The organism is Streptomyces sp. CC224B (assembly GCF_030010595.1).
Lineage (GTDB): Bacteria > Actinomycetota > Actinomycetes > Streptomycetales > Streptomycetaceae > Streptomyces > Streptomyces longispororuber.
This window is the reverse complement of record NZ_JASCXL010000017.1, coordinates 56,776-81,010: the sequence shown is the minus strand read 5'-3', so window position 1 is coordinate 81,010 and position 24,235 is coordinate 56,776. Positions and strand designations below refer to the sequence as shown.

Genomic DNA, 24,235 nt, shown 5'->3' with positions numbered 1-24,235 from the left:
TGCCGAAGGCACGGAGCCGAGCCCGCGTCCTGCCTAGGCTTGCCTGATGACCACCTGGTACGTCCTCGTCGAAGAGGACACGCGGGAGACCAAGTACGCCGACGGTTCGGAACTGAGGCTGCACCGGTGGAGGCTGGCGGCCACGCGGAGTGTCGGACCGGACGAGGAGCAGGCCGCCGCGGTGGCCGAGCAGCTCGCTCTGGAGTACACGCCCACCGTGATCGCCAAGCACACGAGGCCGGGTGACGTGCCCGCCCGCAGGGCCTTCCTGACACGGGACGGCGCGTGGGTGGTGTCGATCCGGCAGCGGCGCCGTGAATGCCATATACGGGTGACCACTGCTCGGCTCGTGCACACGCAGGAGGAGACGGAGGGGCCGCCCCTGACCTGGAGGGAGAAGTTCCGGGAGGCCTTCTGAGCCGCGGACATCGAGCGCCGTAGCCGGGCGCCGCACGCCGGGCGCCGCACGCCGAGCGCCGTACGCCGCACGCCGAGCGCCGTACGCCGTACGCGGCAGCAGCGGCCGGACGTTCGGCCCGGCCCGCAGGCTGCGGCGGCCTAGGCGTTCCGCTCCGCTTCCGCGACGAAGACGCAGAACGGGTGCCCCTCGGGGTCCCGGTAGACGCGGAAGCGCTCCTCGTCGTCGGCGTCCGGCCGGTCCCGGTTGCTGAGCAGGCTGCCGCCGAGGGTGAGCACGCGCTCGTGCTGGTTCCGCAGTTCCTCCAGCGAGGCGACGCTCAGGTCGAGGTGCATCTGCTGGGGGACCGGGCCGTCGGGCCAGTCCGGTGCGCGCAGGTGCTCCACCTGCTGGAAGGCGAGCTGCGGTCCGCCGCCGGGGGTGCGCAGGACGAGCCAGTCCCTGCCGCGCTCGTCGGGCTGACCGGCCGGAGGCGGCTCGTCCCCTTCCGCGTAGTCGAGCCCCAGCAGAGACCGGTAGAACTCGGCGAGCTTGCGGGCGTCGGTGCTGTCGAGCACCGTCTGCACCAGCCGGATGCGGCATGCGTCGTTGGCCATGGACTGCGGGTGCCCGCCCCGGCTCCGGCCGAACGCCCGCCTCAGGGCGCATGAGCACGGGCTGACGGGGCAAGCGGCAGACACACCTCACCCCCAGGGAGCCCCCCATGGTAGTTGTCGGCATCGTCGCCGTCTGCGTCGTCCTGGCCCTCCTGGCCTTCCTCGTCCCCCGGCTGTCCAGGCATCCCGAACGCGGCACCCAGCGCACCCTCGGAGTAGGTTCACGCGCCGGAGGCAAGGCCCCCGGCATCCTGGGCCGGATCTTCAGCAAGCCCTTCCGCAGCAGCTCCAAGGCCGTGAGCCACAGCGGCTCCGCCGGGCGCCGCGCCCGGGGCCGCATGCCGTTCTGAACCACGCGTCGCCGCACGCCGCGGTGAGCGCACGCCCCCGGGCGGGCGGGAGCGGCTCTCGGCCAGGCGTGGTGGAACAACAGTGAGCGCCGTGCACGGGACGTGCACGGCGCTCACTGTTGCCGTTCTGGTGTCCGGGGGGTCGGTACGGGCCGTGGAGGCCCGGGCCTGCCCGGACGGTGCCCTTAAGGGAGCTGGGCCGCCCGGGCCTCGCGGCGGTTGTCCCGGAAGTTGTTCACCCTGCGGGCCGTGGCGAAGAGGGGGATCACCGCGCCCAGGACGAGCTGGAGGGCGCACCCGGTCTGGAGCAGGAGCTGTCCGCCCGGCGCGTCGAAGGCCCACGCCGCGAGCAGCCCCATCGCGGAGACGATCCACGCCAGCATGGCCACGGCGAGGAGCCCGCGCGGCTTCGGGTACTCCACGCGGCTCACCATGAGCCACGCCGTACCGATGATCGCGAGGAGCGTGGCCTCGAAGGGCAGCTCCAGGAGCACGATGGAGACCACCGTCAGCGCCCCGAAGGGCGAGGGCATCCCCTGGAACACCCCGTCACGCAGCGTGACACAGGAGAATCTGGCGAGGCGGAGCACCACCGCGAGCAGGACCACGATCGCGCCCACCGCCGCGACCCGCTGGTGCGCGTCGTCGGCGACCATGCCGTAGACGAGCACGAAGTACGCGGGCGCGAGCCCGAAGCTGATCAGGTCCGAGAGGTTGTCCAGCTCGGCGCCCATCGGCGACGAGCGCAGCTTGCGCGCGACGAGGCCGTCGAACAGGTCGAAGACCGCCGCGCACAGCATGAGGATCACCGCCGTGGCCGCGCTGTGCCGGGCCATGCCGGACTGGTCACTGCCCGTGAGGTGCGGGATGAGGATGCCGGTGGTGGTGAAGTACACCGCCATGAACCCGCAGGTGGCGTTGCCGAGCGTGAGGGTGTCCGCTATCGAGAGGCGCAGCGAGAGCGGCATCTCCTCGTCGGCGTCGTCCACCGCGGTGTCGACGGCCTCGGGCACCCAGCCCGCCTGGGCCTCGGGATCAGTCACGGTCAATGCGAGTCACCCCAGCCACGGTCTTCTGGCCGACCTCGACATCCACCTCGACGCCCTCGGGCAGGTACAGGTCGACGCGCGAGCCGAAGCGGATCAGGCCGATCCGCTCGCCCTGCTCGACCTTCGTGCCCTGCGGCAGGTACGGGACGATGCGCCGGGCGACCGCGCCCGCGATCTGGATCATCTCGATGTCGCCGAGCTCCGTGTCGAAGTGCCAGACGACGCGCTCGTTGTTCTCGCTCTCCTTGTTGAACGCCGGGACGAAACCGCCCGGGATGTGCTCGACCGACGTCACCGTGCCGGCCAGCGGCGCGCGGTTGACGTGGACGTTGAGGGGGCTCATGAAGATGGCGACGCGAGTGCGCCCGTCCTTCCAGGGCATGATGCTCTGGACGACACCGTCGGCCGGCGAGATCACCCTGCCGCTGGTGATCTCGCGCTCGGGGTCGCGGAAGAACCACAGCATGCCCGCAGCGAGAGCGGTGGTCGGTACGGCGAGGGCGGCAGCACCCTTGGACCGGCGCGCGCGGGCCAGGCTGAGTGCCGCGGTGGCGACGGTCGGCAGGAGCCACGGCGATGCTCCGCGCGCGAGGCGTACGCCGGCCAGGCTGTCGCGAGGTGCAGAGGTTTGGCTGTGGGGCATGGATGACCTTCGTAGCGGATGATGCCGCACTGCATACGGGGGGACGGCGGCTTTCCCGGGATCGTATCGGTTGCGAGCCACAACTGGGCAAGCCAGGAAGCCGAGTCGGCCGCCGCTGCGTGCTGACAGGGTGTGATCTTCTTCTCGATGGGGTCTCGAAGAAACCACCCCAAGCCGGACATTCAGCCCTGGAATCGATACTCTTCGAGGAGTCGTCGGCCAATGATCATTTTCTGGATCTCGGCGGTACCTTCACCGATCAGGAGCATCGGTGCCTCGCGGTAGAGGCGCTCGATCTCGTACTCCTTCGAGAAGCCGTAGCCACCGTGGATCCTGAACGCGTCCTCCACGACTTCCTTGCAGTACTCGGACGCCAGGTACTTCGCCATCCCGGCTTCCAGGTCGTTTCGCTCCCCGGAGTCCTTTTTGCGTGCCGCGTTCACCATCATGGCATGGGCGGCCTCGACCTTGGTAGCCATCTCGGCGAGCTTGAACTGAATCGCCTGGTGCTGGGCGATGGGCTTGCCGAAAGTGTGCCGTTGCTGGGCATACGAGACCCCCAGCTCGAAGGCACGCTGAGCGACGCCGCAGCCACGCGCCGCCACGTTCACGCGGCCGACCTCGACCCCGTCCATCATTTGGTAAAACCCTCGGCCGGTGGCCCCGCCGAGGACGCGATTGGCCGGAATCCGCAGGCCATCCATGATCAGCTCGGTGGTGTCGACCCCCTTGTACCCCATCTTGTCGATCTTCCCGGGGATGGTGAGGCCGGGGCGGACCTCGCCGAAGCCCGGCTCCTTCTCCACCAGGAAGGTGGTCATCGACTTGTGCGGGGCGGCACCCGTCCCCTCGGCGGAGTGTCCTTCGTCACTTCTGACGAGGACGGCCACCAGCGTTGACGTACCGCCGTTGGTCAGCCACATCTTCTGGCCGCTCAGGACGTACTCGTCGCCGTCCCTGACCGCCTTCGACGTGATCGCCGCCACGTCCGAGCCGAGCCCCGGCTCCGACATCGAGAACGCGCCCCGCACCTCACCGAGCGCCATCCGCGGCAGGAAGTACTCCTTCTGCTCCTGCGTGCCGTGCTGCTTGAGCATGTACGCCACGATGAAGTGGGTGTTGATGATGCCGGAGACCGACATCCAGCCGCGCGCTATCTCCTCCACGCACAGCGCGTACGTCAGCAGCGACTCGCCCAGACCGCCGTACTCCTCGGGGATCATCAGGCCGAACAGGCCCAAGTCCTTGAGCCCGTCCACGATCCGCTGCGGGTACTCGTCGCGGTGCTCGAGCTCCGTCGCCACCGGAATGATCTCTTTGTCGACGAAGTCACGGACCGTTGCCAGGATTTCCCGCTGCACGTCGGTGAGCCCGTGGGTCTGGGCGAGTCGGCTCATGGCTGCTTCTCCTGCTGCTCGAGTTCCGGGCGGCCGGGCTGCTCGCCGCCGCGCGCCTTGATGTACGTCTGGGTGGGCACCATCACCTTGCGGCGGAACAAGCACACCAGCGTGCCGTCCTGCTTGTAGCCCCTGGTCTCCACGTGGACGATCCCGCGGTCGCTCTTGGACTTGGAGGGCGTCTTGTCGAGGACCGTCGTCTCGCCGTAGATCGTGTCCCCGTGGAAGGTCGGCGCCACGTGCCGCAGCGACTCGATCTCCAGGTTCGCGATCGCCTTGCCGGACACGTCGGGGACGGACATGCCGAGCAGCAGCGAGTAGATGTAGTTGCCCACGACAACGTTCTTGCCGAAGTCCGTCGTGTTCTCGGCGTAGTTGCTGTCCAGGTGCAGCGGGTGGTGGTTCATGGTCAGCAGGCAGAACAGGTGGTCGTCGTACTCGGTGACCGTCTTGCCGGGCCAGTGCTTGTAGACGGCGCCGACTTCGAACTCCTCGTAGGTGCGGCCGAACTGCATGGTCTCAGGCCTCCGGGGCTTCGAAGGTGGAGGTGCGCCGCATGCCCGCCGCGCGGCCCTTGCCCGCGATGACCAGCGCCATCTTCCGGCTCGCCTCGTCGATCATCTCGTCGCCGAGCATCGCGGAGCCCTTCTTGCCGCCCGCCTCGGACGTGTAGTACGCGTACGCGTCCAGGATCAGCTCGGCGTGGTCGTAGTCCTCCTGGGAGGGCGAGAACACCTCGTTGGCGGCCTCCACCTGCCCGGGGTGAAGCACCCACTTGCCGTCGAAGCCGAGCGCGGCGGCGCGCTGCGCCACCTCGCGGTAGCCGTCGACGTTCTTGATCTGGAGGAAGGGGCCGTCGATCGCCTGGAGGTCGTGCGTACGGGCGGCCATCAGGATGCGCATCAAGATGTAGTGGTACGCGTCCGCCGGGTAGCCGGGCGGCTGCATGCCCACGACGAGCGACTTCATGTTGATCGATGCCATGAAGTCGGCCGGGCCGAAGATGATCGTTTCAAGACGTGACGAGGCGCCCGCGATCTCGTCCACGTTGACCAGGCCCTTGGCGTTCTCGATCTGCGCCTCGATGCCGATGCGGCCGACCTCGAACCCCATGGTCTTCTCGATCTGCGTGAGCAGCAGGTCGAGGGCGACCACCTGCTGGGCGTCCTGGACCTTGGGCAGCATGATGCAGTCGAGGTTCGGGCCCGCGCCCTCGACGACGGTCACGACGTCGCGGTACGTCCACTCCGTCGTCCAGTCGTTGACGCGGACGACCCGCGTCTTGCCGGTCCAGTCGCCCTCGTTGAGGAACTTGACGATGGTGTGCCGCGCCTCCGGCTTGGCGAGCGGCGCGCACGCGTCCTCCAGGTCGAGGAAGACCTGGTCGGCGGCCAGGCCCTGGGCCTTCTCCAGGAAGCGGGGGTTGGAGCCGGGGACCGCGAGGCACGAGCGGCGCGGGCGGAGCCGGTCCACAGCCGGGGGCTGCTGGGTCATGCGGGGACCTCCAGGGGGTCGAGGTGGTTCGCTGTGCGGATCTCGTCGACGATACGGCCGATGATCTCCGTGATGCCGAAGTCCTTGGGGGTGAACACGGCGGCCACACCCGCCGCCTTCAGGTCCTCGGCGTCGCTGCTGGGAATGATGCCGCCGGCGATGACGGGGATGTCGTTCGCCCCGGCGGAGCGCAGCCTGGTCAGGACGTCCGGCACGAGCTGCGCGTGCGAGCCGGAGAGGATCGACAGGCCCACCGCGTGCACGTCCTCCGCGAGCGCGGCGTCCACGATCTGCTCCGGGGTGAGCCGGATGCCCTGGTAGACCACCTCGAAGCCGGCGTCCCGGGCGCGCACGGCGATCTGCTCGGCGCCGTTGGAGTGCCCGTCGAGGCCTGGCTTGCCGACCAGGAAGCGGAGCTTGCCGGTGCCGAGGTCGGCGGCCGTCTTCTCGACCTTCTCGCGCACCAGGGCGAGCGGCGTGCCCGCCTCGGCGGTGACGGCCACCGGCGCCCCGGAGACGCCCGTGGGCGCCCGGAACTCGCCGAAGACCTCCCGCAGGGCCCCCGCCCACTCGCCGGTCGTCACACCGGCGCGGGCGCACTCCAGGGTGGCCTCCATCAGGTTGCCGGTGCCGGCGGCGACCTCCTTGAGCCGGTCGAGGGTCTGCCGGACCGTCGGGAAGTGGAACGGGTCGCCGCCGCCCTGCCGGTCGGAGGACTCCTGGCGCGTGGTGCGCCACTCGCGCACCGCCGCCACCACGCGCGCCTCGACCGCCGGGTCGACCGTCATGATCGCCGTGTCCAGGTCGGCGGTGAGCGGACTGGGCTCCGTCGCCTCGAAGACGTTCACACCCACGATCTTCTCCTCGCCGGCCTCGATCCGCGCGCGCCGCTCCGCGTGCGAGGAGACGAGCTGCGACTTGAGGTACCCGGACTCCACGGCGGCCATCGCGCCGCCCATCTGCTCGATGCGGTCCATCTCCGCGAGGGACGCCTCGACGAGCGAGTCCACCTTGGCCTCGACGACGTGCGAGCCCGCGAAGATGTCCTCGTACTCCAGCAGGTCCGACTCGTGGGCGAGGACCTGCTGGATGCGGAGCGACCACTGCTGGTCCCAGGGCCGGGGCAGGCCGAGGGCCTCGTTCCAGGCCGGGAGCTGCACGGCACGCGCGCGGGCGTCCTTCGACAGCGTGACGGCGAGCATCTCCAGGACGATGCGCTGGACGTTGTTCTCCGGCTGCGCCTCGGTCAGGCCGAGCGAGTTGACCTGCACGCCGTAGCGGAAGCGGCGCTGCTTGGGGTTCGTGACGCCGTAGCGCTCGCGCGTGACGCGGTCCCAGATGCGGCCGAACGCCCGCATCTTGCACATCTCCTCGATGAACCGGACGCCGGCGTTCACGAAGAACGAGATGCGCGCCACCACGTCACCGAACGTCTCCTCGGGCACCTGCCCGGAGGCGCGCACGGCGTCGAGCACCGCGATCGCCGTGCTCATCGCGTACGCGATCTCCTGCACCGGCGTGGCCCCGGCCTCCTGCAGGTGGTAGCTGCAGATGTTGATCGGGTTCCACTTCGGGATGTGCGCCACCGTGTACGTGATCATGTCGGTGGTCAGCCGCAGGCTCGGCCCGGGCGGGAACACGTGGGTGCCGCGGGACAGGTACTCCTTGACGATGTCGTTCTGCGTCGTGCCCTGGAGCTTGGTGATGTCGGCGCCCTGCTCCTCGGCGACGACCTGGTACAGGGCGAGCAGCCACATGGCCGTCGCGTTGATCGTCATGGAGGTGTTCATCTGCTCCAGGGGGATGTCCTGGAAGAGCCGCCGCATGTCACCCAGGTGGGAGACGGGGACCCCGACCCGGCCCACCTCCCCGCGCGCGAGGATGTGGTCCGGGTCGTAGCCGGTCTGCGTCGGCAGGTCGAAGGCGACCGAGAGGCCCGTCTGGCCCTTGGCGAGGTTGCGCCGGTAGAGCTCGTTCGACGCCTCGGCCGTGGAGTGACCGGCGTAGGTGCGCATCAGCCACGGCCGGTCCTTCTGACGTTCCGTCATGTACGTAACCTCGGAGTCCTTGGTGTTCTCGGTGTGCGCGGGGCTCCCGGTGTCCTCGGGGGCCGCGAGGGCGTGCGCGTCCTCACACGTTCCGGAAGCGGTTGATGGCGTCGATGTGCTTCGCGCGGGTCTCGGGGTCGCGCACGCCGAGCCCCTCCGAGGGCGCGAGCGCGAGGACGCCGACCTTCCCCTGGTGCAGGTTGCGGTGCACGTCGTAGGCGGCCTGCCCGGTGTCCTCCAGGGAGTACACCTTCGACAGGGTCGGGTGGATCTTGCCCTTGGCGATGAGCCGGTTGGCCTCCCACGCCTCGCGGTAGTTGGCGAAGTGGGAGCCGATGATGCGCTTCAGGGACATCCACAGGTACCGGTTGTCGTACTCGTGCATATAGCCCGAGGTCGAGGCGCAGGTGGTGATGGTGCCGCCCTTGCGGGTGACGTACACGGACGCGCCGAAGGTCTCGCGGCCCGGGTGCTCGAAGACGATGTCGATGTCCTCGCCGCCGGTGAGCTCGCGGATGCGCTTGCCGAAGCGCTTCCACTCCTTGGGGTCCTGGGTGCGCTCGTCCTTCCAGAACCTGTAGCCCTCGGCGTTGCGGTCGATGATCGCCTCGGCGCCCATGGCGCGGCAGATCTCGGCCTTCTGGGGGCTGCTCACCACGCAGACGGGGTTGGCGCCGCCCGCCAGCGCGAACTGCGTGGCGTACGACCCGAGTCCGCCGCTCGCGCCCCAGATCAGGACGTTGTCGCCCTGCTTCATGGCGGCGCCGTTGCGGGAGACGAGCTGCCGGTAGGCGGTGGAGTTGACCAGGCCGGGCGCGGCGGCCTCCTCCCAGCTCAGGTGGTCCGGCTTGGGCATGAGCTGGTTGGACTTGACCAGGGCGATCTCGGCGAGGCCGCCGAAGTTGGTCTCGAAGCCCCAGATGCGCTGCTCCGGGTCGAGCATGGTGTCGTTGTGCCCGTCGCTGGACTCCAGCTCCACGGACAGGCAGTGCGCGACGACCTCGTCGCCGGGCTTCCAGGCGTTGACGCCGGGGCCGGTGCGCAGGACCACGCCGGCCAGGTCGGAGCCGATGATGTGGTACGGCAGGTCGTGGCGCTTCGTCAGTTCGCTGACCTTGCCGTACCGCTCCAGGAACCCGAAGGTCGACAGCGGTTCGAAGATCGAGGTCCACACGGAGTTGTAGTTCACGCTCGACGCCATCACGGCCACCAGGGCCTCGCCCGGGCCGAGTTCGGGCACCGGCACCTCGTCCAGGTGCAGGGACTTGCGGGGGTCCTTGTCGCGCGTGGCGAGCCCCGCGAACATCTCCGTCTCGTCCTTGTGCACGGTCACCGCGCGGTAGGACTCGGGCAGCGGCAGCGCGGCGAAGTCGGCGGCCGAGGTGTCCGGGGACTGGATCGCGTCCAGGATTTCCTGCATGGGTTGCCTCCGGCGAAGGGCGCCCCTGGCGGGGCGCTCTGAGGGGTACGTCGGGGTGGTGCTGGAAGGGTTCGCGTACGCGTCGGGGAGTACGGGAAGGGGTGCCGTCGGTTCGGCGGAGGTGGTGCTGTGGCGGCGCCGTGGTGGGGCGCGTGAGGTGCCTGTGACGCAGGCGTCCGGGCGCGCTCGCCGAGGCTTGCGGGGACAGCCGGCGCTCGGGTGGTGTCCGTGCGCCGGCCGCCCGGACAACATCAACGTATGACACCGCGTGCCAGTCGGCAAGACACTCAGTGCCAACAATTTCTCTCAGTTGTCATCGCCCGGGTTCATCTGAGCGATGATCGATCATCGCAGGTCAGAGGGGGTGCGCGAGGGGGTGGGCACGGGGACGCCTCCGCCGTGCGCGGCCCCGGACGCGGATACGCCTCCGCCCACCGGCCCTCGGACGGGGCGGGTGGGCGGGTGGGGGAGGCGGGGTGCTCGCCGGGTCAGGGGCGGGTGCGCAGGGCCTTCTCGATGGTGCGCATGATCTCGTCCAGGGGCGCGTCCGTGCGGGCCACCGTCACCAGGACCTCACCGCGGTCGGAGACCGTCGCGGGGGCCCCGGAGGGCGCCGCGTCCCGCCCGGCGCCGATGCCCGTGCCGAAGGTCCGCCGCACGATCCCGAAGGCGTGGTCGAGCTGGGCCTCCACGTCGCCCTGGCCGCCGGCCCGCAGCCAGCGCCGCAGCACGTGGTTGTGGGCCGTGACGACGGCCGAGGCCGCGACCTCCGCGAGCAGCGGGTCGTCGTTGCCGTCGTGGTGCGCGTGCTCGTCGAAGTGGCCCAGGAGGTAGCGCGTGAAGAGGCGCTCGTAGCGCGCCACCGAGGCGATCTCGCGCTCCCGCAGCGTGGGCACCTCGCGCGTCAGCCGGTAGCGCTCCACGGAGACCGCGGGCGAGGCCGCGTACATCTTCATGACTTCCTTGATGCCGCGGCACACCGTGTCGAGCGGGTGCTCGTGCGCGGGCGCCGCGTTGAGCACGGCCTCCGCGCGGATCAGGGTGTCGTCGTGGTCGGGGAAGATCGCCTCTTCCTTGGAGCGGAAGTGGCGGAAGAAGGTCCGGCGGGCCACACCGGCCGCCGCCGCGATCTCGTCGACCGTCGTCGCCTCGTAGCCCTTGGACGCGAACAGCTCCATCGCCGCGGCCGCCAGCTCGCGGCGCATCTTGAGCCGCTGGGCCGCGGCGCGGCTGCCCGCGGTGCTCTCGGGGGCGTCGGGCGTAGCGGGCGTACGTGAGGACTTGGCGGCCTTGGACATGCCCTGAACGTACTGCATGCGCGCAGCCGGGTGCGCCCGTGGGACGGGGCCGCCCGACGGATCGAGCAGCCCTCCCCAGCCCGCGCGGCCGCCGCGCGCGACGTGGTGCGCCGCGGCCGCGCCGTCCGGCGACCGGTCAGCGCCGGGCATATTCGCGGAAGCCACGGCCCGTCTTGCGGCCGAGGCAGCCCGCGGCCACCAGGTGTTCCAGGAGCGGCGCGGGCGCGAGCCCCGGCTCGCGGAACTCGCGGTGCAGGACCTTCTCGATCGCCAGGGACACGTCCAGGCCGACGACGTCCAGGAGCTCGAAGGGGCCCATCGGGTAGCCGCCGCCGAGCTTCATCGCCGCGTCGATGTCGTCAAGGGTCGCGTAGTGCTCCTGGACCATCTTGACCGCGTTGTTCAGGTACGGGAACAGCAGGGCGTTCACGATGAACCCGGCGCGGTCCCCGCAGTCCACCGGGTGCTTCTTGAGCGTTGCGCACACCTCGCGGGCGGTCGCGTGCACCTCGTCCGCGGTCAGCACGGTCCGCACCACCTCGACCAGCTTCATCGCGGGCGCCGGGTTGAAGAAGTGCAGCCCGATCACGTCGCCGGGGCGCGAGGTGGCGCGGGCGCAGGCGACCACCGGCAGCGAGGAGGTCGTGGTGGCGAGGACGGCACCCGGCTTGCAGATCTTGTCGAGCGTCGCGAAGAGCTGCCGCTTGACCTCCAGGTCCTCGGCGACCGCCTCCAGCGCCAGGTCGACGTCGGCGAACGCCTCGTACGAGCCGCACGGCGCGATCCGGTCCAGGGTCTTGGCGGCCGCCTCCGCGGTCATGCGGCCCTTGTCGACGGAGCGCGAGAGGGATGCGGCCACCCGCGCCTTGGCGGCGACGGCCTTCTCCTCGCTGCGGCCGGCGAGCACCACGTCGTACCCGGCCTTCGCGAACACCTCGGCGATACCGGACGCCATCGTGCCGGAGCCGGCCACGCCCACCGCGCGCACCTCGCGCCCCCGCGTCTGCCGCGCGCCCTCGACCGGGGTCAGCGCGTCGCGCACCACCTCGCCGCTGTCCGGCTCGGCGTACGTGTAGAAGCCGCGGCCCGCCTTGCGCCCCGTCAGGCCGGCCTCGCTGAGCTGCTTGAGGATCGGCGCGGGCGCGTGCAGCCGGTCGTGCGACTCGGCGTACATGGCGTCGAGGACGGTGCGGGCGGTGTCGACGCCGATCAGGTCGAGCAGCGCCAGCGGCCCCATGGGCAGCCCGCAGCCGAGGCGCATCGCGGCGTCGATGTCCTCGCGGCTCGCGTACTTCGCCTCGTACATCGCCGCGGCCTGGTTGAGGTAGCCGAAGAGCAGCCCGTCGGCGACGAAGCCCGGGCGGTCGCCGACGGCGACGGGCTCCTTGCCGAGGGCGGTGGCCAGCTCGGTGACGGCGGCGACGGCCCCGGGGGCGGTGAGCACGGACGACACCACCTCCACGAGCTTCATCGCGGGCGCCGGGTTGAAGAAGTGCAGGCCCAACACCCGCTCGGGCCGGGCCGAGTCGGCCGCGAGCCGGGTCACGGACAGCGCGTTGGTGCCGGTGGCGAGGATCGTGTCCGGCCGCACGATGCCGTCGAGCTCGCGGAAGATCTGCTGCTTGACCTCGTACGACTCCGGCGCGACCTCGATCACCAGGTCGGCGTCGGCCGCGGCGCGCAGGTCGGTGGCGGTGTGGAAGCGGGCGAGGGCGTCCGCGCGCTCGCCCTCGGTGAGGCGCTCGCGGCGCACGGCGCGCGCGGTGGAGGCCTTTAGGGCGGCCACGGCGTGCGCGGCGGCCTGCTCGCTGATGTCGATGCCGACGACCTCGCGGCCCGCGACGGCGAGGACCTCGGCGATGCCGGTGCCCATCGTGCCGAGACCGACGACGGCGACGGTGTTCAGGGGCGTACCGGAGGCACCGGGCGTACCGGGTGTACCGGACGAACTGGCGGAGAAGGCGTCCATGCGGGGACTCCAGGAAGTGAGTGACGACTGGGGGCGCACGCGAGGGGCGCCCGGCGGGGGCGCACCCGACACGTCGGCACGCGTGCGTGGCGACCGCGCGAGCGGCGTGAAGTGGTGCACGGCGCGCGGCATGGAGCGGGGAGCGGCGCGCGGCAAAGTGCGCGAGAGGGAGCCGACGGGCCCTGTCCCGGAGCCACGTCGTCCTGCGGTACGTGCGTACCAAACCGACAGCACTCGCGACGGCTGCGTCACCAGGCCGTCAGGAGCTGTGGAACTGCTTACGGGGAGTGTGCCCCGCTCAGATGAGATTAACCGGTGAGTAACGAGCGCGCCAGCCCCCGGTGTCTGTGACCTCCGTCGCGACTAGGCTCACCGCATGGATGCGGAGTTGCGTACGGTGACGGACCGCTTACGACGCGAGGCTGCCGCGTCGGGAGAGCTGGAGGCGTACGAGAGGCTGCTGGCGGTCGACGACCCGGACGAGCTCGCGGGGATGCTGCACGCGGCCGGGCAGCCGCTGTGGGCGCGGGAGTTGGCGGCGGTGCGGCTCGGCGCGGCGGGGGACAAGCGGGCCTTCGAGTCCCTGGTGCTGCTGCTCAACCACCGGGACCCGCCGCGCTGCGCCGCCGCCGCGTACGCGCTCGCCCGGCTCGGCGATCCGCGCACCGCGCGCGCCGCGGCCGCCCTCGCCACGAACGAGCTGCGCGTCGCCTACGCCCTGCACCCGGTGCGGCTGCTCACCGAGTTGCGCGCCCCCGAGTCGGCGCCCGCCCTGATCGTCACCCTGCAGCGCCGCCTCACGCCGAACGACCCCTACGGCAAGGTGGCGCTCGCCTGCGTGGAGGGCCTGGGCGCGCTGGGGGACCCGCGGGCGATCCCGGTCCTGGAGGCGGCCTGCGCCCACCCCCGCCTCGCGGCGGCGGCCTCGGCGGCGCTGGCGCGCGTGTCGGCGTGAGCCGGAGGGTCAGGCGCCCTCGGCCGCCTTCCCCGGCTCCTCCGCCACCACGGCGAGCGCCTCGATCTCCATCAGGTACTCGGGCGCCACCAGCGCCGCGACCTGGACGGCCGAGGACGCGGGGAGGCGCTCCGGGTCGAGGTGGGCGTCGCGCGCGGCGCGGACCGCGGGCAGGTGGGCCATGTCCGTGAGGAAGTACGTCAGCTTGATCACGTCGTCGAAGCCGGCGCCCGCGGCCGCCAGGCAGCGGCGGAGGTTCTCGAAGACCTGGAGGGCCTGGGCCGCGGGGTCGCCCGCGCCGACCAGCTCACCCCGCTCGTCGAGGGGGAGTTGGCCGGAGACGGCGACCAGGCGGCCGGTGCCCGCGACGACGTGGGTGTACGCCGTGGCGGGCGCGACGCCCTCGGGCGCGTGGAGGTGCGTGAGACGGTTCATGATCTCCATGGTGGACCACGGACCCGGCAACGCGCCCGGCGCGGCGTCCCGTTCGCCTCAAAGGCTCAGCCCCGGAAGCGCAGCAGCCCGCGCAGCTCGGCGCCGCGCGCCGCCGCGTCCCCGGTGCGCGCGGGCTCCGGCTCCGGCCCGGGCGGCGCCTTGCACACCGCGTCGACCTCGCCGCCGCTCCGCGGCACCTCGCCCTTGTCGAGGTACGCCGCCAGGTACCGGTCCATGCAGGCGTTCCCGCTCAGCGTGACGCCGTGGTTGCCGCCGCCCCACTCCACCACGAGGCTCGCGCCGCGCAGCTTGCGGCGCATCGTGACCGCGCCCTCGTACGGCGTGGCCGCGTCGTCCGTGCCCTGGAGGAGCAGCACCGGCGGCAGCGCCGTGTTGCGGACGTCCGCCGGGCGCAGCGGGGCCGTGGGCCAGAAGGCGCAGGGCGCGTTGTACCAGGCGTTGTTCCAGGTCACGAAGGGCGCCTTCGCGTGCGTCCTCGTGTGGTCCTCGCGCCACCGGCTCCAGCGGCGCGGCCAGGGCGCGTCCCGGCACTGCACGGCCGCGTACACCGAGTAGCCGTTGTCGGTCGCCGCGTCCGCGGCGCCCAGGGCCTCGTAGGCCCGCACGAGCGGTTCGACGCTCCGGTCGTTCGCGTAGGCGGCGAACGCCTCGGCCAGCAGCGGCCAGTAGCCGTCGAAGTAGCCGCCCGGCAGATAGGTGTCCTCCAGCTCGGCGGCGCCGACCCTGCCGCCCGCGGGCTCCTTGGCGACGGCGGCGCGCATCGCGTACCACGCGGCCTCGACCCGTGCCGGGTCCTTGCCGAGCGCGTACCGGGCGTCGTGCCGGGCCACCCAGGCGAGGAACGCCTTGTGGCGGGCGTCGAAGGCGAAGTCCTGCGCGAGGTTGGCCTCGTACCAGACGGCGTCCGGGTCGACCACGGAGTCCAGGGCCATGCGGCGCACCCGGTCCGGGAACAGCTTCGCGTACACCGCGCCCAGATAGGTGCCGTACGAGTAGCCGAAGTAGCTGATCCTCCGCGCGCCGAGCGCCGCCCGGATCGCGTCCAGGTCCTTGGCCGCGCTGACCGTGCCGACGTACGGCAGCACGTCCGCGTACTTCTTCGCGCACGCCTCGGCGAACGCCCGCGCCCGGTCCAGGCCGGCCCGCTCGAGGGCGGGCGTGGCGGGAACCGAGTCGGGGCGCACGGGGTCCGTGTGCCCGGGGCGGCAGGTGAGGGCCGGTGTGCTCCTGCCGACACCGCGCGGGTCGAAGCCCACGACGTCGTAGCGCGCGGCCACCCGCTCCGGCAGCGACGCCGCGACGAACCCGGCGGTGGCCAGGCCGCCGGCGCCGGGGCCGCCGGGGTTGACCAGGAGCGGGCCCTGGTACGCCGACGAGGTGTGCCGCACCCGGGAGAGGGCCAGGGTGACCTGCCGCCCGTGCCGGTGGTCGTGGTCGAGCGGTACCGGCAGGGACGCGCACTCCAGGCGCGGGTACTCCGGCGTCGCGCACGCCTTCCACGCGAGGGGCTTGTGGGTGCGCGGGGCGCCGGGTGTGGTCCGCGGGTCCGCGCCCGCGGCGGGCACCGCCGCGACGAGACCGGCCACCAGTGCGGCGGCGCCGCACAGCGAGACGGCGGTTCTTCTCATCGAGCCTCCCGGGGCGGGGCGTGCGAAGCCGTGCGGCGCACGGCCCCCGCCGCATGGTCCCGGAAAGCTCGCCCGAGGAAGGGCGATCCGGCGATATATGCCCGGAAAGGAGCACCAAGTGGACACGGGTGCTCATGGCTCGACGGTCACGGCTTCATGGCTTCACGGCTTCACGGGGTCGCGGTGTCGCGGGGGCAGGGTGACAGGGCCCCAGGGTCACAGGAGGGTGAGCTGGGTGGGCCCCGGCGCGGGCTCGGGCTCGGGCTCCTGGGCGGCGCGTATCCGGCGCGCCGCCCCCGCGCGCGTGGGGCCGATGCCGAACTCCTCGGCCAGCTCGTGCACCTGCCGGGTGATCCGGCGCTGGTACCAGGTGGGGGCGTAGGCGCCCTCCGCGTACAGGCGCTCGTACCGGCGTACCAGGTGCGGATGGTGCCGTCCCAGCCAGGACATGAACCACTCGCGGGCGCCGGGGCGCAGATGCAGGACCAGCGGGGTCACCGACGTCGCCCCGGCCTCGGCGATCGCCCGCACCGTGGCGCGCAGCTGCTCCGGCTCGTCGCCGAGGAAGGGGATCACCGGCGCCATCAGGACGCCGCAGCCGATGCCGTGCGCGGTGAGGGTGCGCACCACCTCCAGGCGGCGCCCGGGCGCGGGCGTGCCCGGCTCGACGGTCCGCCACAGCGACTCGTCCAGGAAGCCGACGGACACCGAGATGCCGACGTCGGTGACGGCGGCGGCCTGCCGCAGCAGGTCGAGGTCGCGCAGGATCAGCGTGCCCTTGGTGAGGATCGAGAACGGGTTCGCGCGGTCGCGCAGCGCCTCGATGATGCCGGGCATCAGGGCGTAGCGGCCCTCCGCGCGCTGGTAGCAGTCGACGTTGGTGCCCATCGCGATGTGCTCGCCGTGCCAGCGGCGCGAGGCGAGCTGGCGGCGCAGCAGCTCCGGCGCGTTCACCTTCACGACGATCTGGCTGTCGAAGCCGAGCCCGGTGTCCAGGTCCAGGTAGCTGTGCGTCTTGCGGGCGAAGCAGTACACGCACGCGTGCGTGCAGCCGCGGTAGGGGTTGACGGTCCACTCGAAGGGCATGCGCGAGGCCCCGGGCACGCGGTTCACGATCGTTCTGGCCCGGATCTCGTGGAAGGTGATCCCGCGGAACTCCGGGGTGTCGAAGGTCCGTGTGGTCACCGCGTCCGCGCCGAACAGCGCGGCGTCCGCGGCGCCCCGGCGCGGCCCGTCGGACAGGTTCTCCCAGCGCATGGCGCCTCCTCGGTAGCACTGACCACAGAATAGAACATGTGTTCCCATGATCGTGCGAGCGCCGTACGGGCGTGGCGCGCGGCCCGGAGGGGGCCCCGATTTGGGGCGCCGCCGCACGGGGTGGTTGGGTGACCGTCGAACCCCCGAGACACCAACTGGAGGAAGTGCCATGGCGCAGGTCGAGGCGACCACGGAGCGGATCATCGCGGCACGGCCGGAGGACGTCTTCGATGCGCTGGCCGACTACAGCGGCACGCGCGAGAAGGTCCTGTCGGAGCACTTCAGCGAGTACGAGGTGCGCGAGGGCGGCGACGGCGAGGGCACCCTCGTCCACTGGAAGCTCCAGGCGACCAGCAAGCGCGTCCGCGACTGCCTGCTCGACGTGACCGAGCCCACCGACGGCGAACTGGTCGAGAAGGACCGCAACTCCTCCATGGTCACCACCTGGCGCGTGACCCCGGCGGGCGAGGGCCAGGCGCGCGTGGTCGTCACCTCGGTGTGGAACGGCGCGGGCGGCATCGGCGGCTTCTTCGAGCGGACGTTCGCCCCGAAGGGCCTCGCCCGCATCTACGACGCGGTCCTGGAGCGGCTCGCCGCCGAGGTCGGGAAGTGACGCCGGAAGGCGCCGGCCGGCCGGGAGGCGCTGGCCGGAAGTGACCGACCGGACCACGGGAGTTGGGGCCGGCGTGACACGGAACCGTGTCGTGCCGGCCCCAACTCCCGTTTAAGCCATCAGGGTTGTTCGGCAGCTCACCGTTTCGAGTGGTTTTCGTCGCCCTCGGGTCGTGCGCCGTAGGGCTCCCACCGGCGCTAACGTGCGCCGGTGCACCTCTCGGGGCGACTCGTCGCGCTTGCTCGCAGTTGTCGCGTAATGCGAGAAATGGGCGGCGCAGGCGGACGAGGGGAGCACCAGGTGGGCGGGACGACGCTGGCGATGCGGGCCGAGCACGGCGACCGGGAGGCCGCCCGGGGCCCGTCCACCGACGTGGCGCAGGAGTCACCGCCCCCCGACGGCCGGGGCCCGGCCGGGCAGGGGCTGAGCCCCGCCCGGGTCCGGATGGTCTTCTTCGGCCTGACGCTGGCCCTGCTGCTGGCCGCCCTGGAGCAGATGATCGTGGCCACGGCGCTGCCGAAGATCGTCGGTGAGCTGCACGGCCTGGACCGGATGTCCTGGGCCATCACCGCGTACGTGCTCACGGCCACCGTCGGGCTGCCGATCTACGGCAAGCTCGGGGACCTCTTCGGGCGCAAGGGCGTCTTCCAGTTCGCGATCGTCGTCTTCGTGGTGGGCTCCGCCCTCGCCGGCTGGTCGCGCACCATGGACCAGCTCATCGCCTTCCGCGCCCTCCAGGGCGTCGGCGCGGGCGGCCTGCTGATCGGGGTCCAGGCGATCATCGCGGACATCGTGCCGCCCCGCGCGCGGGCCCGTTACCTGGGCATGATCGGCGCTGTCTTCGGCCTCGCGTCCGTCGCGGGGCCGCTGCTCGGCGGGTTCTTCACCGACCACGTCTCCTGGCGCTGGTGCTTCTACTTCAACGTGCCGTTCGGCCTGGTCACCCTGGTCGTGGTGGCGCTCGTGCTGAAGCTGCCCAAGCCCGCGGCGCGCGGGCGCCTCGACGTGCTCGGCGCCCTGCTGCTCACCGCCGCCTCCACCTGCCTGGTCCTGCTCACCAGTTGGGGCGGCACCGAGTACGCGTGGGGCTCACGCGTCATCCTGGGGCTCGCGGGCGGGGCCGCGGTCTCGGCCGTGCTCTTCCTGCTGGCCGAGCGCCGCGCGGCAGAACCGATCATTCCGCTGCGGCTCTTCCGCGACTCCGTCTTCGTCGTCACGGGCCTGGTGGGGATCGCCATCGGGATGGCCCTCTTCGGCGCGGCCAGTTATCTGCCGACGTACCTGCAGATGGTCGACGGCGCGAGCGCCACGGAGTCCGGGCTGCTGATGCTGCCGATGATGGGCGGTGTCGTCGGCGCGTCGATCGTCGCCGGGCAGCTCATCAGTGTCACCGGGCGCTACCGGGTCTACCCGATTCTCGGCAGCGCGCTGTCCGTCGTCGGCGTGTACCTGCTCTCGCGCCTGGAGACCGACACGCCCCGACTGCACTACAGCCTGTGGATGGCCGTCCTCGGCGCCGGTGTCGGCCTGGTCATGCCGGTGCTGATCCTCGCCGTGCAGAACGCCGTCCCGGCCGCCGACCTCTCCACCGCCACCAGCGCCAGCAACTTCTTCCGGCAGATCGGCGGCAGCGTCGGCGCCGCCGTCTTCGGCACGCTCTTCACCGCCCGGCTCACCGACGCCCTCGCCGAGCGGCTGCCCGACACCGCCGGCCTGCCGGACCCCGAGTCGATCACCCCGCAGGTCGTCCACGTGATGCCCGCTCACCTGCGCGAGGGCTACATCCAGGCGTACGCGGACGCGATGCCCCGGATCTTCCTCTACCTGGTGCCGGTGCTCGCCCTCGGCCTGCTGTTCGCCTTTTTCCTCAAGGAGACCCCCCTGTTGTCCAGTGCCGCGTCCACCCACGCCTCCCTCGCCGAGCCCCCGGTCGTCCCCGAGGCCCGGTCCCCGCACGCCGGGGTGCCCGTCTGCGGCACCGTGCAGCACCCGGACGGCACCGTCGTGCCGCGCGCCGCCCTGACGCTCATCGACGTCGCGGGCCGCCAGGTCGGGCGCGGCGCCAGCGGGGACGACGGCCGGTACGCGCTGGCCACGCCCGGCGCCGGATCGTTCGTGCTGATCGCCGCGGCGGGCGGCCACCAGCCCCAGGCCGTCACCGTCACCGTGGGCGAGCGCCCCGTCGAGCTCGACGTCGTCCTCGGCGGGGCGGGGCGGCTCGCCGGGAGCGTGTGCACCGCCGACGGCACGCCCGTCCGGGACGCCGCCGTGACGCTGACCGACGTCCGCGGCGACGTCGTCGCCACGACCCGCAGCGGGCGCGAGGGCGGCTACGTGTTCACGGAGCTGGTGGCCGGCGAGTACACCCTCGCCGCGAGCGCCCCCGCGTTCCGGCCGGCCGCCCTGCCGGTGAGCGTGCAGGCTGCCCGGGAGACGCGGCAGGACGTCGAGCTCGCCGGGGGAGCGGTGCTGCGCGGCACCGTGCGGGCCGGCGGCGGGCGGCCCGTCGAGGACGCGCGCGTGACCCTCCTGGACGCCGGGGGCAACGTCGTCGACACCCTGACGACCGGCACGGACGGCACGTTCCGGTTCGTCGACCTGTCGTCCGGCGAGTACACGGTGATCGCGGCGGGCTACCCCCCGGTCGCCACGGTGCTCCAGGTCGCCGGCGGCGGCCGCACGGAGCGGGACGTGCAGCTGGGGCACGAGGACCACCGCTGAGGCACGGAGACGCCCCGGGGCGGTCGGGGCCACGGCGGTCGGGTCCATGGGGGTCGGGTCCATGGGGCCGCGGGCACGGCCGCCGCGGGCACGGCCGCCCGGACGCGGCGGCCGCTCCTGACCGGGCCCGACCGCGGCTGATCAGGACGGACAGGGCTGACCGGGACCGACTGGTTCCGGCCGGGGGCGGCCGGGTCGTCCTCGGCGGGGGACCGGGACCGACCGGGAGCGGTCCGGACCGACGGCGGCTGACGTGGGCCTTCAGGGAGGGACACGGACCGGACAGGACCGGTCGGTGCGTGGTCAATTCGCGCAAGGAGCCGCACGGTAACCCGTCCCGGTCGTACGGTGGTTGGGGGCGGAGCAGATCTTGCCGCGCCGTGGGAAGGAGCCTTGGCCATGGAGCGTGGGACCCCGGACGGCGGACCGGCGGCGCGCGACGCCGTGTCCGGCCGCGTCCCCCTGGCCGTGGTCGTCATCGACGGCGCCGGACTCGTCTCCCACTGGAGCGTGGGCGCGCGGCGCCTGTTCGGCTACGCCAAGGAGGACGCGGTCGGCCGCCCGGCGGGCGACCTGCTGCCCGTCTCCGGCGCGCTGCCGCCGCACGCCGGCGAGGACTACGCCGCCTACGACGACCTGGGCCCCGACCTCGGCAGCTCCCTGGACGGCCACATCTCCTACCCGGCGGCGGGCCGCGCCCGGCTGACGCCCTCGGCGGGCCGGAGCGGGCGGCTCGACGTGCTGTGGTGGGCGTACCCGCTGGTCGGGCCCGGCCCGGAGCGGCTGCTCGTGCTCGCCGCGGACGCGGCCCGCCTGGCCGCCGCCGACGGCCCCGACGGCGCGCGCGTGGAGCGCATAGCGCCGGGGTTCGCGCTGCACACCGACTTCCCCGGGGCGGACGACCTGGCCCGGCGGCTCCCGGAGATCCTGCCCAGCATGAGCGTGGCGGAGAGCGCCCGCATCGTCTCGCAGGTGCTGGAACTGGGCTACCCGGTGCTCGAGTTCAGCCAGCACGACCGGGTGCCCGTCACGCCCGACTGGGGTGTGCCGCGCCGGGCCGAGCGCCAGGCGCGCAGACGGCGCGCGGCGGAGGCGGCCGCGGCCGGGCGGGCGCCGGAGCCGCAGACCGACAGCGATGCCGAGGACGCTGAGGACGCCGAGGACGCCGAGGACCTGGAGTACGCCGCGGTCCGCGAGCGCCTGGAGTTCCTGAACGAGGTGAGCGCGCGCATCGGCTCCTCCCTCGACCTGTCCCGCACCATCCAGGAGGTCAGCAGGGCGGTCGTACCGCGCTTCACCGACGTCGCGGGCACCTATCTGCGCGAGCAGGTCGTCGCGGGCGAGGGCTTCCCCGAGGGCGTCCCGGACGAGACCACGCTGTGGCACCGCGTGGCCGTGGAGCACACCGACGAACCGGGCCGCTGGGACGACGTGGTGCCCGTCGGCGAGTCCATGCCGTTCCCCGCCCACACGCCGTTCTTCCAGTGCATGACCTCGGGCGAGCCGGTGCTCGTGCCGCGCATCACCGAGGAGATGGGCAACGCCATCGCCTCGCAGTTCGAGAAGCGCGACATCCGCCCGCTCATCAACCACCGCTCGATGCTGGTCGTGCCCCTGAAGGCGCGCAACGTCGTGCTCGGCTTCATGATCCTGCTGCGCCACCGGGAGCGGCCCGTCTTCAACGACATGGACCGGGTGACGGGCGCCGAACTGGCCGCCCGCGCGGGCCTCGTACTGGACAACGCGCGCATGTACACGTACCAGGAGTCGGTGGCCGACACCCTCCAGGACAGCATGCTGCCGCACATAGAGCCCCGGATGTCCGGCTGCGACATCGCCACGCGCTATCTGCCGGGCACCCTGCTCGGGCGGGTCGGCGGCGACTGGTTCGACTCCGTGAAGCTGCCGGGGGCGCGGACGGCGCTCGTCGTCGGCGACGTCATGGGGCACGGCCTCAACTCGGCGGCGATGATGGGCCAGCTGCGCACGGCCGTGCAGACCATGGCCGCCCTCGACCTGCCGCCCGCCCAGCTCCTGCGCAACCTCGACGACCTGGCGCAGCGGCTCGGCGAGCACTACCTCGCGACGTGCCTGTACGCGGTCTACGACCCCATCGCGGGCGATCTGCACCTGGCGAACGCCGGGCACATCCCGCCGGTCCTGGTGCGGGCCCGCTCCGGCCGCAGCGAGCTGCTCGACCTGCCGACCGGGGCGCCCATCGGCGTCGGGGGCGTGCCCTTCGAGTCGGTCCGGGTGCGCGTCGAGCCCGGTGACCGGCTGCTGATGTGCACCGACGGGCTCGTCGAGGTGCGCGGCGAGGACATCGGCGTCGGCCTCGCCACGCTCGTGGAGTCGGCCGCCCACCCCGCCGCGTCCATGGACGCGGCCTGCGACACGATCATCCGGGCGCTCAACACCCGCGGCGGCCGCAAGGACGACGTGGCCCTGCTGATGGCGCGGCTCAACGGGGTGGCGCCGGACGACGTCGGCCACTGGCGGCTCGCGTCCGACCCGAGCGAGGTCAGCCGGGCCCGGGAGCTGGTCCGCCGCCAACTGCGCGACTGGGGGCTCGGGGCCCTGGAGGACACCGCGGGCCTGCTGGTCAGCGAGCTCGTCACCAACGCCGTACGGCACGCGCGCGGTGCGCGGATCGGACTGCGCCTGGTCCGCTCGGGGCGCCTCCTGTGCGAGGTCGAGGACCAGGACCCGTCGCTGCCGACCCTGCTGAGCGCCGGGCCCGGCGACGAGTTCGGGCGCGGCCTGCGCGTGGTGACGCGGTTCGCCAAGGAGTGGGGCACGAGCAGCGGCGCCTCGGGCAAGACGGTGTGGTTCGAGCTGGAGCCGCCGCGCCGCTGACGGCCGGCGGGGGCGTCGGCGCGGGCGGGGTGGGGCCCTGGGACCCGAGCGACCCCGGGGACGGCACGGCCCGTGCGGGGCGGATGGGGAGTGCGCTCCGTCGCGTGGGGCCGCGCGCGGGCACACGCCCGGCGAACACGTATCGAAAGCGCCGTGAAGGTGCGCCCGCGCGGCTTGTCGAGCGCCCCCGCGAGCGGTAGACCGATCTTGTCGTCGGCTGCGACGGCACCGGTCACACCGGTCACGTCACCGGTCGCCGGTCACACTGCCACCGGTCGCACCGTCACCGGTCACGCCGGTCACACCTGGGGAGCTGGTCATGAGCGTCACGAGTCGGTACCGGGAAGCGTGGGACGGCTTCTGGAGCGAGGCTCCCGAAACGGTGGGCGGCGTCTTCTGGGACGCCGAACCGGCCCTGACCGTGGGCCTCCACCTGGCTCTCTTCGAGCCGTACGTGACCGCGCCGGGCCTGCCCGTCGTCGACGTCGGCTGCGGCAACGGCACCCAGACCCGCTTCCTCGCCGACCGCTTCCCCCACGTCCTCGGCATCGACCTGTCCGCCGCCGCGATCGACCACGCCCGGCGCGAGGACCGCGCCGGGCAGGCGGAGTACCGGCAGATCGACGCGGCGGAGCGGAGCGCGGCGGAGCAACTGCACGCGGAACTCGGCGACGCCAACGTGTACATGCGGGGCGTGCTGCACCAGTGCGAGCCCGCCGACCGGCAGCCGCTGGTCGACACCCTGGCGACGCTGACCGGCGAGCGCGGGCGGGCCTTCGTCGTCGAGCTGACGGAGGCCGCGCGCCCGGTCCTGGCCCGCCTGGCGCAGCGCGTGGGCGGACCGCCGCCGAAGCTGGCGCCGGTCTTCGCCCACGGCCTCACGCCCGGCGAGGTCGCCGACGCGGCGGTGCTCGACCACGTCCGGGAGGCGGGCCTGACCGTGCTCGCCGACGGCGAACTCCCGCTCGCCACGACCGAGTTCACGCCCGACGGCACCCGCATCGAACTGCCCTCGCGGTGGCTCGTGCTGGGCCGGGCGGACACGGCCACCGGCCCGGCGGCCTGAA

20 protein-coding genes are annotated in these 24,235 nt (G+C 72.5%); 7 read left to right on the top strand and 13 right to left on the bottom strand.

What is annotated here, in order from left to right:
* Positions 1 to 46: 46 nt before the first annotated feature.
* Positions 47 to 418 (top strand): hypothetical protein, encoded by a 372-nt coding sequence (locus QK440_RS09535; protein WP_282792572.1) that lies wholly within the window; start codon positions 47 to 49, stop codon positions 416 to 418.
* Positions 419 to 558: 140 nt separating this feature from the next.
* Here QK440_RS09535 and QK440_RS09530 read toward each other — a convergent pair whose 3' ends face one another.
* Positions 559 to 1,014 (bottom strand): VOC family protein, encoded by a 456-nt coding sequence (locus tag QK440_RS09530; RefSeq protein WP_282792571.1) that lies wholly within the window; start codon positions 1,012 to 1,014, stop codon positions 559 to 561.
* Between the two features lie 107 nt (positions 1,015 to 1,121).
* Here QK440_RS09530 and QK440_RS09525 point away from each other — a divergent pair, with 107 nt between their 5' ends.
* The gene (locus tag QK440_RS09525; protein ID WP_282792570.1) at positions 1,122 to 1,364 is read left to right on the top strand and encodes a DUF6411 family protein; all 243 of its coding nucleotides are present in this window, start codon (positions 1,122 to 1,124) and stop codon (positions 1,362 to 1,364) included.
* 185 nt (positions 1,365 to 1,549) lie between these two features.
* Here the strand turns inward: QK440_RS09525 and pssA are convergent, their stop codons facing one another.
* The 9 genes from pssA to QK440_RS09480 form a co-directional block, all read right to left on the bottom strand.
* Positions 1,550 to 2,413: a CDP-diacylglycerol--serine O-phosphatidyltransferase gene (pssA, locus tag QK440_RS09520; protein WP_282792569.1), complete on the bottom strand. Its 864-nt coding sequence runs from the start codon at positions 2,411 to 2,413 to the stop codon at positions 1,550 to 1,552.
* The gene (locus QK440_RS09515; protein ID WP_282792568.1) at positions 2,400 to 3,056 is read right to left on the bottom strand and encodes a phosphatidylserine decarboxylase; all 657 of its coding nucleotides are present in this window, start codon (positions 3,054 to 3,056) and stop codon (positions 2,400 to 2,402) included. Before QK440_RS09515 ends, pssA begins: the two co-directional genes overlap by 14 nt.
* A 182-nt stretch (positions 3,057 to 3,238) precedes the next feature.
* The gene (locus QK440_RS09510; RefSeq protein ID WP_282792567.1) at positions 3,239 to 4,453 is read right to left on the bottom strand and encodes an acyl-CoA dehydrogenase family protein; all 1,215 of its coding nucleotides are present in this window, start codon (positions 4,451 to 4,453) and stop codon (positions 3,239 to 3,241) included.
* Complete coding sequence (locus tag QK440_RS09505; protein WP_282792566.1) at positions 4,450 to 4,968, bottom strand: MaoC family dehydratase; 519 nt, start codon at positions 4,966 to 4,968, stop codon at positions 4,450 to 4,452. The genes QK440_RS09510 and QK440_RS09505 overlap by 4 nt, the downstream gene beginning before the upstream one ends.
* A gap of 4 nt (positions 4,969 to 4,972) precedes the next feature.
* A complete protein-coding gene (locus QK440_RS09500) occupies positions 4,973 to 5,947 on the bottom strand; it encodes a CoA ester lyase (protein ID WP_282792565.1) in 975 nt (324 codons plus the stop codon).
* Positions 5,944 to 7,995 (bottom strand): protein meaA, encoded by a 2,052-nt coding sequence (locus tag QK440_RS09495; protein ID WP_282792564.1) that lies wholly within the window; start codon positions 7,993 to 7,995, stop codon positions 5,944 to 5,946. The genes QK440_RS09500 and QK440_RS09495 overlap by 4 nt, the downstream gene beginning before the upstream one ends.
* Before the next feature lie 82 nt (positions 7,996 to 8,077).
* Positions 8,078 to 9,415 (bottom strand): crotonyl-CoA carboxylase/reductase, encoded by a 1,338-nt coding sequence (gene ccrA, locus QK440_RS09490; RefSeq protein ID WP_282792563.1) that lies wholly within the window; start codon positions 9,413 to 9,415, stop codon positions 8,078 to 8,080.
* Positions 9,416 to 9,903: 488 nt separating this feature from the next.
* Complete coding sequence (locus tag QK440_RS09485; RefSeq protein ID WP_282792562.1) at positions 9,904 to 10,731, bottom strand: TetR family transcriptional regulator; 828 nt, start codon at positions 10,729 to 10,731, stop codon at positions 9,904 to 9,906.
* Positions 10,732 to 10,849: 118 nt separating this feature from the next.
* Positions 10,850 to 12,682 carry a 3-hydroxyacyl-CoA dehydrogenase family protein gene (locus QK440_RS09480; RefSeq protein WP_282792561.1) on the bottom strand — a complete coding sequence of 611 codons (1,833 nt, stop codon included), beginning with the start codon at positions 12,680 to 12,682 and terminating at the stop codon, positions 10,850 to 10,852.
* 376 nt (positions 12,683 to 13,058) lie between these two features.
* On the opposite strand from QK440_RS09480, the gene QK440_RS09475 reads away from it, so the two are divergent.
* The gene (locus QK440_RS09475) at positions 13,059 to 13,637 is read left to right on the top strand and encodes an adenylosuccinate lyase (RefSeq protein ID WP_282792560.1); all 579 of its coding nucleotides are present in this window, start codon (positions 13,059 to 13,061) and stop codon (positions 13,635 to 13,637) included.
* Between the two features lie 9 nt (positions 13,638 to 13,646).
* Here the strand turns inward: QK440_RS09475 and QK440_RS09470 are convergent, their stop codons facing one another.
* The 3 genes from QK440_RS09470 to QK440_RS09460 all read right to left on the bottom strand — a co-directional run bounded on the left by QK440_RS09470 (position 13,647) and on the right by QK440_RS09460 (position 16,978).
* Positions 13,647 to 14,072: a RidA family protein gene (locus QK440_RS09470; protein ID WP_282792559.1), complete on the bottom strand. Its 426-nt coding sequence runs from the start codon at positions 14,070 to 14,072 to the stop codon at positions 13,647 to 13,649.
* Between the two features lie 65 nt (positions 14,073 to 14,137).
* Positions 14,138 to 15,721 (bottom strand): alpha/beta hydrolase, encoded by a 1,584-nt coding sequence (locus QK440_RS09465; protein ID WP_282792558.1) that lies wholly within the window; start codon positions 15,719 to 15,721, stop codon positions 14,138 to 14,140.
* Between the two features lie 216 nt (positions 15,722 to 15,937).
* Positions 15,938 to 16,978 carry an Rv2578c family radical SAM protein gene (locus QK440_RS09460; protein WP_282792557.1) on the bottom strand — a complete coding sequence of 347 codons (1,041 nt, stop codon included), beginning with the start codon at positions 16,976 to 16,978 and terminating at the stop codon, positions 15,938 to 15,940.
* A 169-nt stretch (positions 16,979 to 17,147) separates the two neighbouring features.
* Between QK440_RS09460 and QK440_RS09455 the strand changes: the two genes are divergently transcribed.
* The 4 genes from QK440_RS09455 to QK440_RS09440 all read left to right on the top strand — a co-directional run bounded on the left by QK440_RS09455 (position 17,148) and on the right by QK440_RS09440 (position 24,234).
* A complete protein-coding gene (locus QK440_RS09455) occupies positions 17,148 to 17,591 on the top strand; it encodes an SRPBCC family protein (RefSeq protein WP_190137492.1) in 444 nt (147 codons plus the stop codon).
* 321 nt (positions 17,592 to 17,912) lie between these two features.
* Positions 17,913 to 20,312: an MFS transporter gene (locus tag QK440_RS09450; RefSeq protein WP_282792592.1), complete on the top strand. Its 2,400-nt coding sequence runs from the start codon at positions 17,913 to 17,915 to the stop codon at positions 20,310 to 20,312.
* Positions 20,313 to 20,711: 399 nt separating this feature from the next.
* Positions 20,712 to 23,168, top strand: coding sequence for a SpoIIE family protein phosphatase (locus tag QK440_RS09445; RefSeq protein ID WP_282792556.1), 2,457 nt, complete (start codon positions 20,712 to 20,714; stop codon positions 23,166 to 23,168).
* Positions 23,169 to 23,487: 319 nt separating this feature from the next.
* Positions 23,488 to 24,234: a class I SAM-dependent methyltransferase gene (locus QK440_RS09440; RefSeq protein WP_282792555.1), complete on the top strand. Its 747-nt coding sequence runs from the start codon at positions 23,488 to 23,490 to the stop codon at positions 24,232 to 24,234.
* The last annotated feature ends 1 nt before the right edge of the window (position 24,235 follow it).

Excerpts from the sequence above, each read along its gene's own strand:
- QK440_RS09450 (WP_282792592.1), top strand. The coding sequence starts at position 17,913 with ATGCGGGCCGAGCACGGCGACCGGGAGGCCGCCCGGGGCCCGTCCACC.
- QK440_RS09495 (WP_282792564.1), bottom strand. The coding sequence starts at position 7,995 with ATGACGGAACGTCAGAAGGACCGGCCGTGGCTGATGCGCACCTACGCC.
- QK440_RS09505 (WP_282792566.1), bottom strand. The coding sequence starts at position 4,968 with ATGCAGTTCGGCCGCACCTACGAGGAGTTCGAAGTCGGCGCCGTCTAC.
- QK440_RS09475 (WP_282792560.1), top strand. The coding sequence starts at position 13,059 with ATGGATGCGGAGTTGCGTACGGTGACGGACCGCTTACGACGCGAGGCT.
- QK440_RS09525 (WP_282792570.1), top strand. The coding sequence starts at position 1,122 with ATGGTAGTTGTCGGCATCGTCGCCGTCTGCGTCGTCCTGGCCCTCCTG.
- QK440_RS09440 (WP_282792555.1), top strand. The coding sequence starts at position 23,488 with ATGAGCGTCACGAGTCGGTACCGGGAAGCGTGGGACGGCTTCTGGAGC.
- QK440_RS09500 (WP_282792565.1), bottom strand. The coding sequence starts at position 5,947 with ATGACCCAGCAGCCCCCGGCTGTGGACCGGCTCCGCCCGCGCCGCTCG.
- QK440_RS09515 (WP_282792568.1), bottom strand. The coding sequence starts at position 3,056 with ATGCCCCACAGCCAAACCTCTGCACCTCGCGACAGCCTGGCCGGCGTA.
- QK440_RS09480 (WP_282792561.1), bottom strand. The coding sequence starts at position 12,682 with ATGGACGCCTTCTCCGCCAGTTCGTCCGGTACACCCGGTACGCCCGGT.
- QK440_RS09470 (WP_282792559.1), bottom strand. The coding sequence starts at position 14,072 with ATGAACCGTCTCACGCACCTCCACGCGCCCGAGGGCGTCGCGCCCGCC.
- QK440_RS09535 (WP_282792572.1), top strand. The coding sequence starts at position 47 with ATGACCACCTGGTACGTCCTCGTCGAAGAGGACACGCGGGAGACCAAG.
- QK440_RS09510 (WP_282792567.1), bottom strand. The coding sequence starts at position 4,453 with ATGAGCCGACTCGCCCAGACCCACGGGCTCACCGACGTGCAGCGGGAA.
- QK440_RS09485 (WP_282792562.1), bottom strand. The coding sequence starts at position 10,731 with ATGCAGTACGTTCAGGGCATGTCCAAGGCCGCCAAGTCCTCACGTACG.
- QK440_RS09460 (WP_282792557.1), bottom strand. The coding sequence starts at position 16,978 with ATGCGCTGGGAGAACCTGTCCGACGGGCCGCGCCGGGGCGCCGCGGAC.
- QK440_RS09465 (WP_282792558.1), bottom strand. The coding sequence starts at position 15,721 with ATGAGAAGAACCGCCGTCTCGCTGTGCGGCGCCGCCGCACTGGTGGCC.
- QK440_RS09445 (WP_282792556.1), top strand. The coding sequence starts at position 20,712 with ATGGAGCGTGGGACCCCGGACGGCGGACCGGCGGCGCGCGACGCCGTG.
- ccrA (WP_282792563.1), bottom strand. The coding sequence starts at position 9,415 with ATGCAGGAAATCCTGGACGCGATCCAGTCCCCGGACACCTCGGCCGCC.
- QK440_RS09455 (WP_190137492.1), top strand. The coding sequence starts at position 17,148 with ATGGCGCAGGTCGAGGCGACCACGGAGCGGATCATCGCGGCACGGCCG.
- QK440_RS09530 (WP_282792571.1), bottom strand. The coding sequence starts at position 1,014 with ATGGCCAACGACGCATGCCGCATCCGGCTGGTGCAGACGGTGCTCGAC.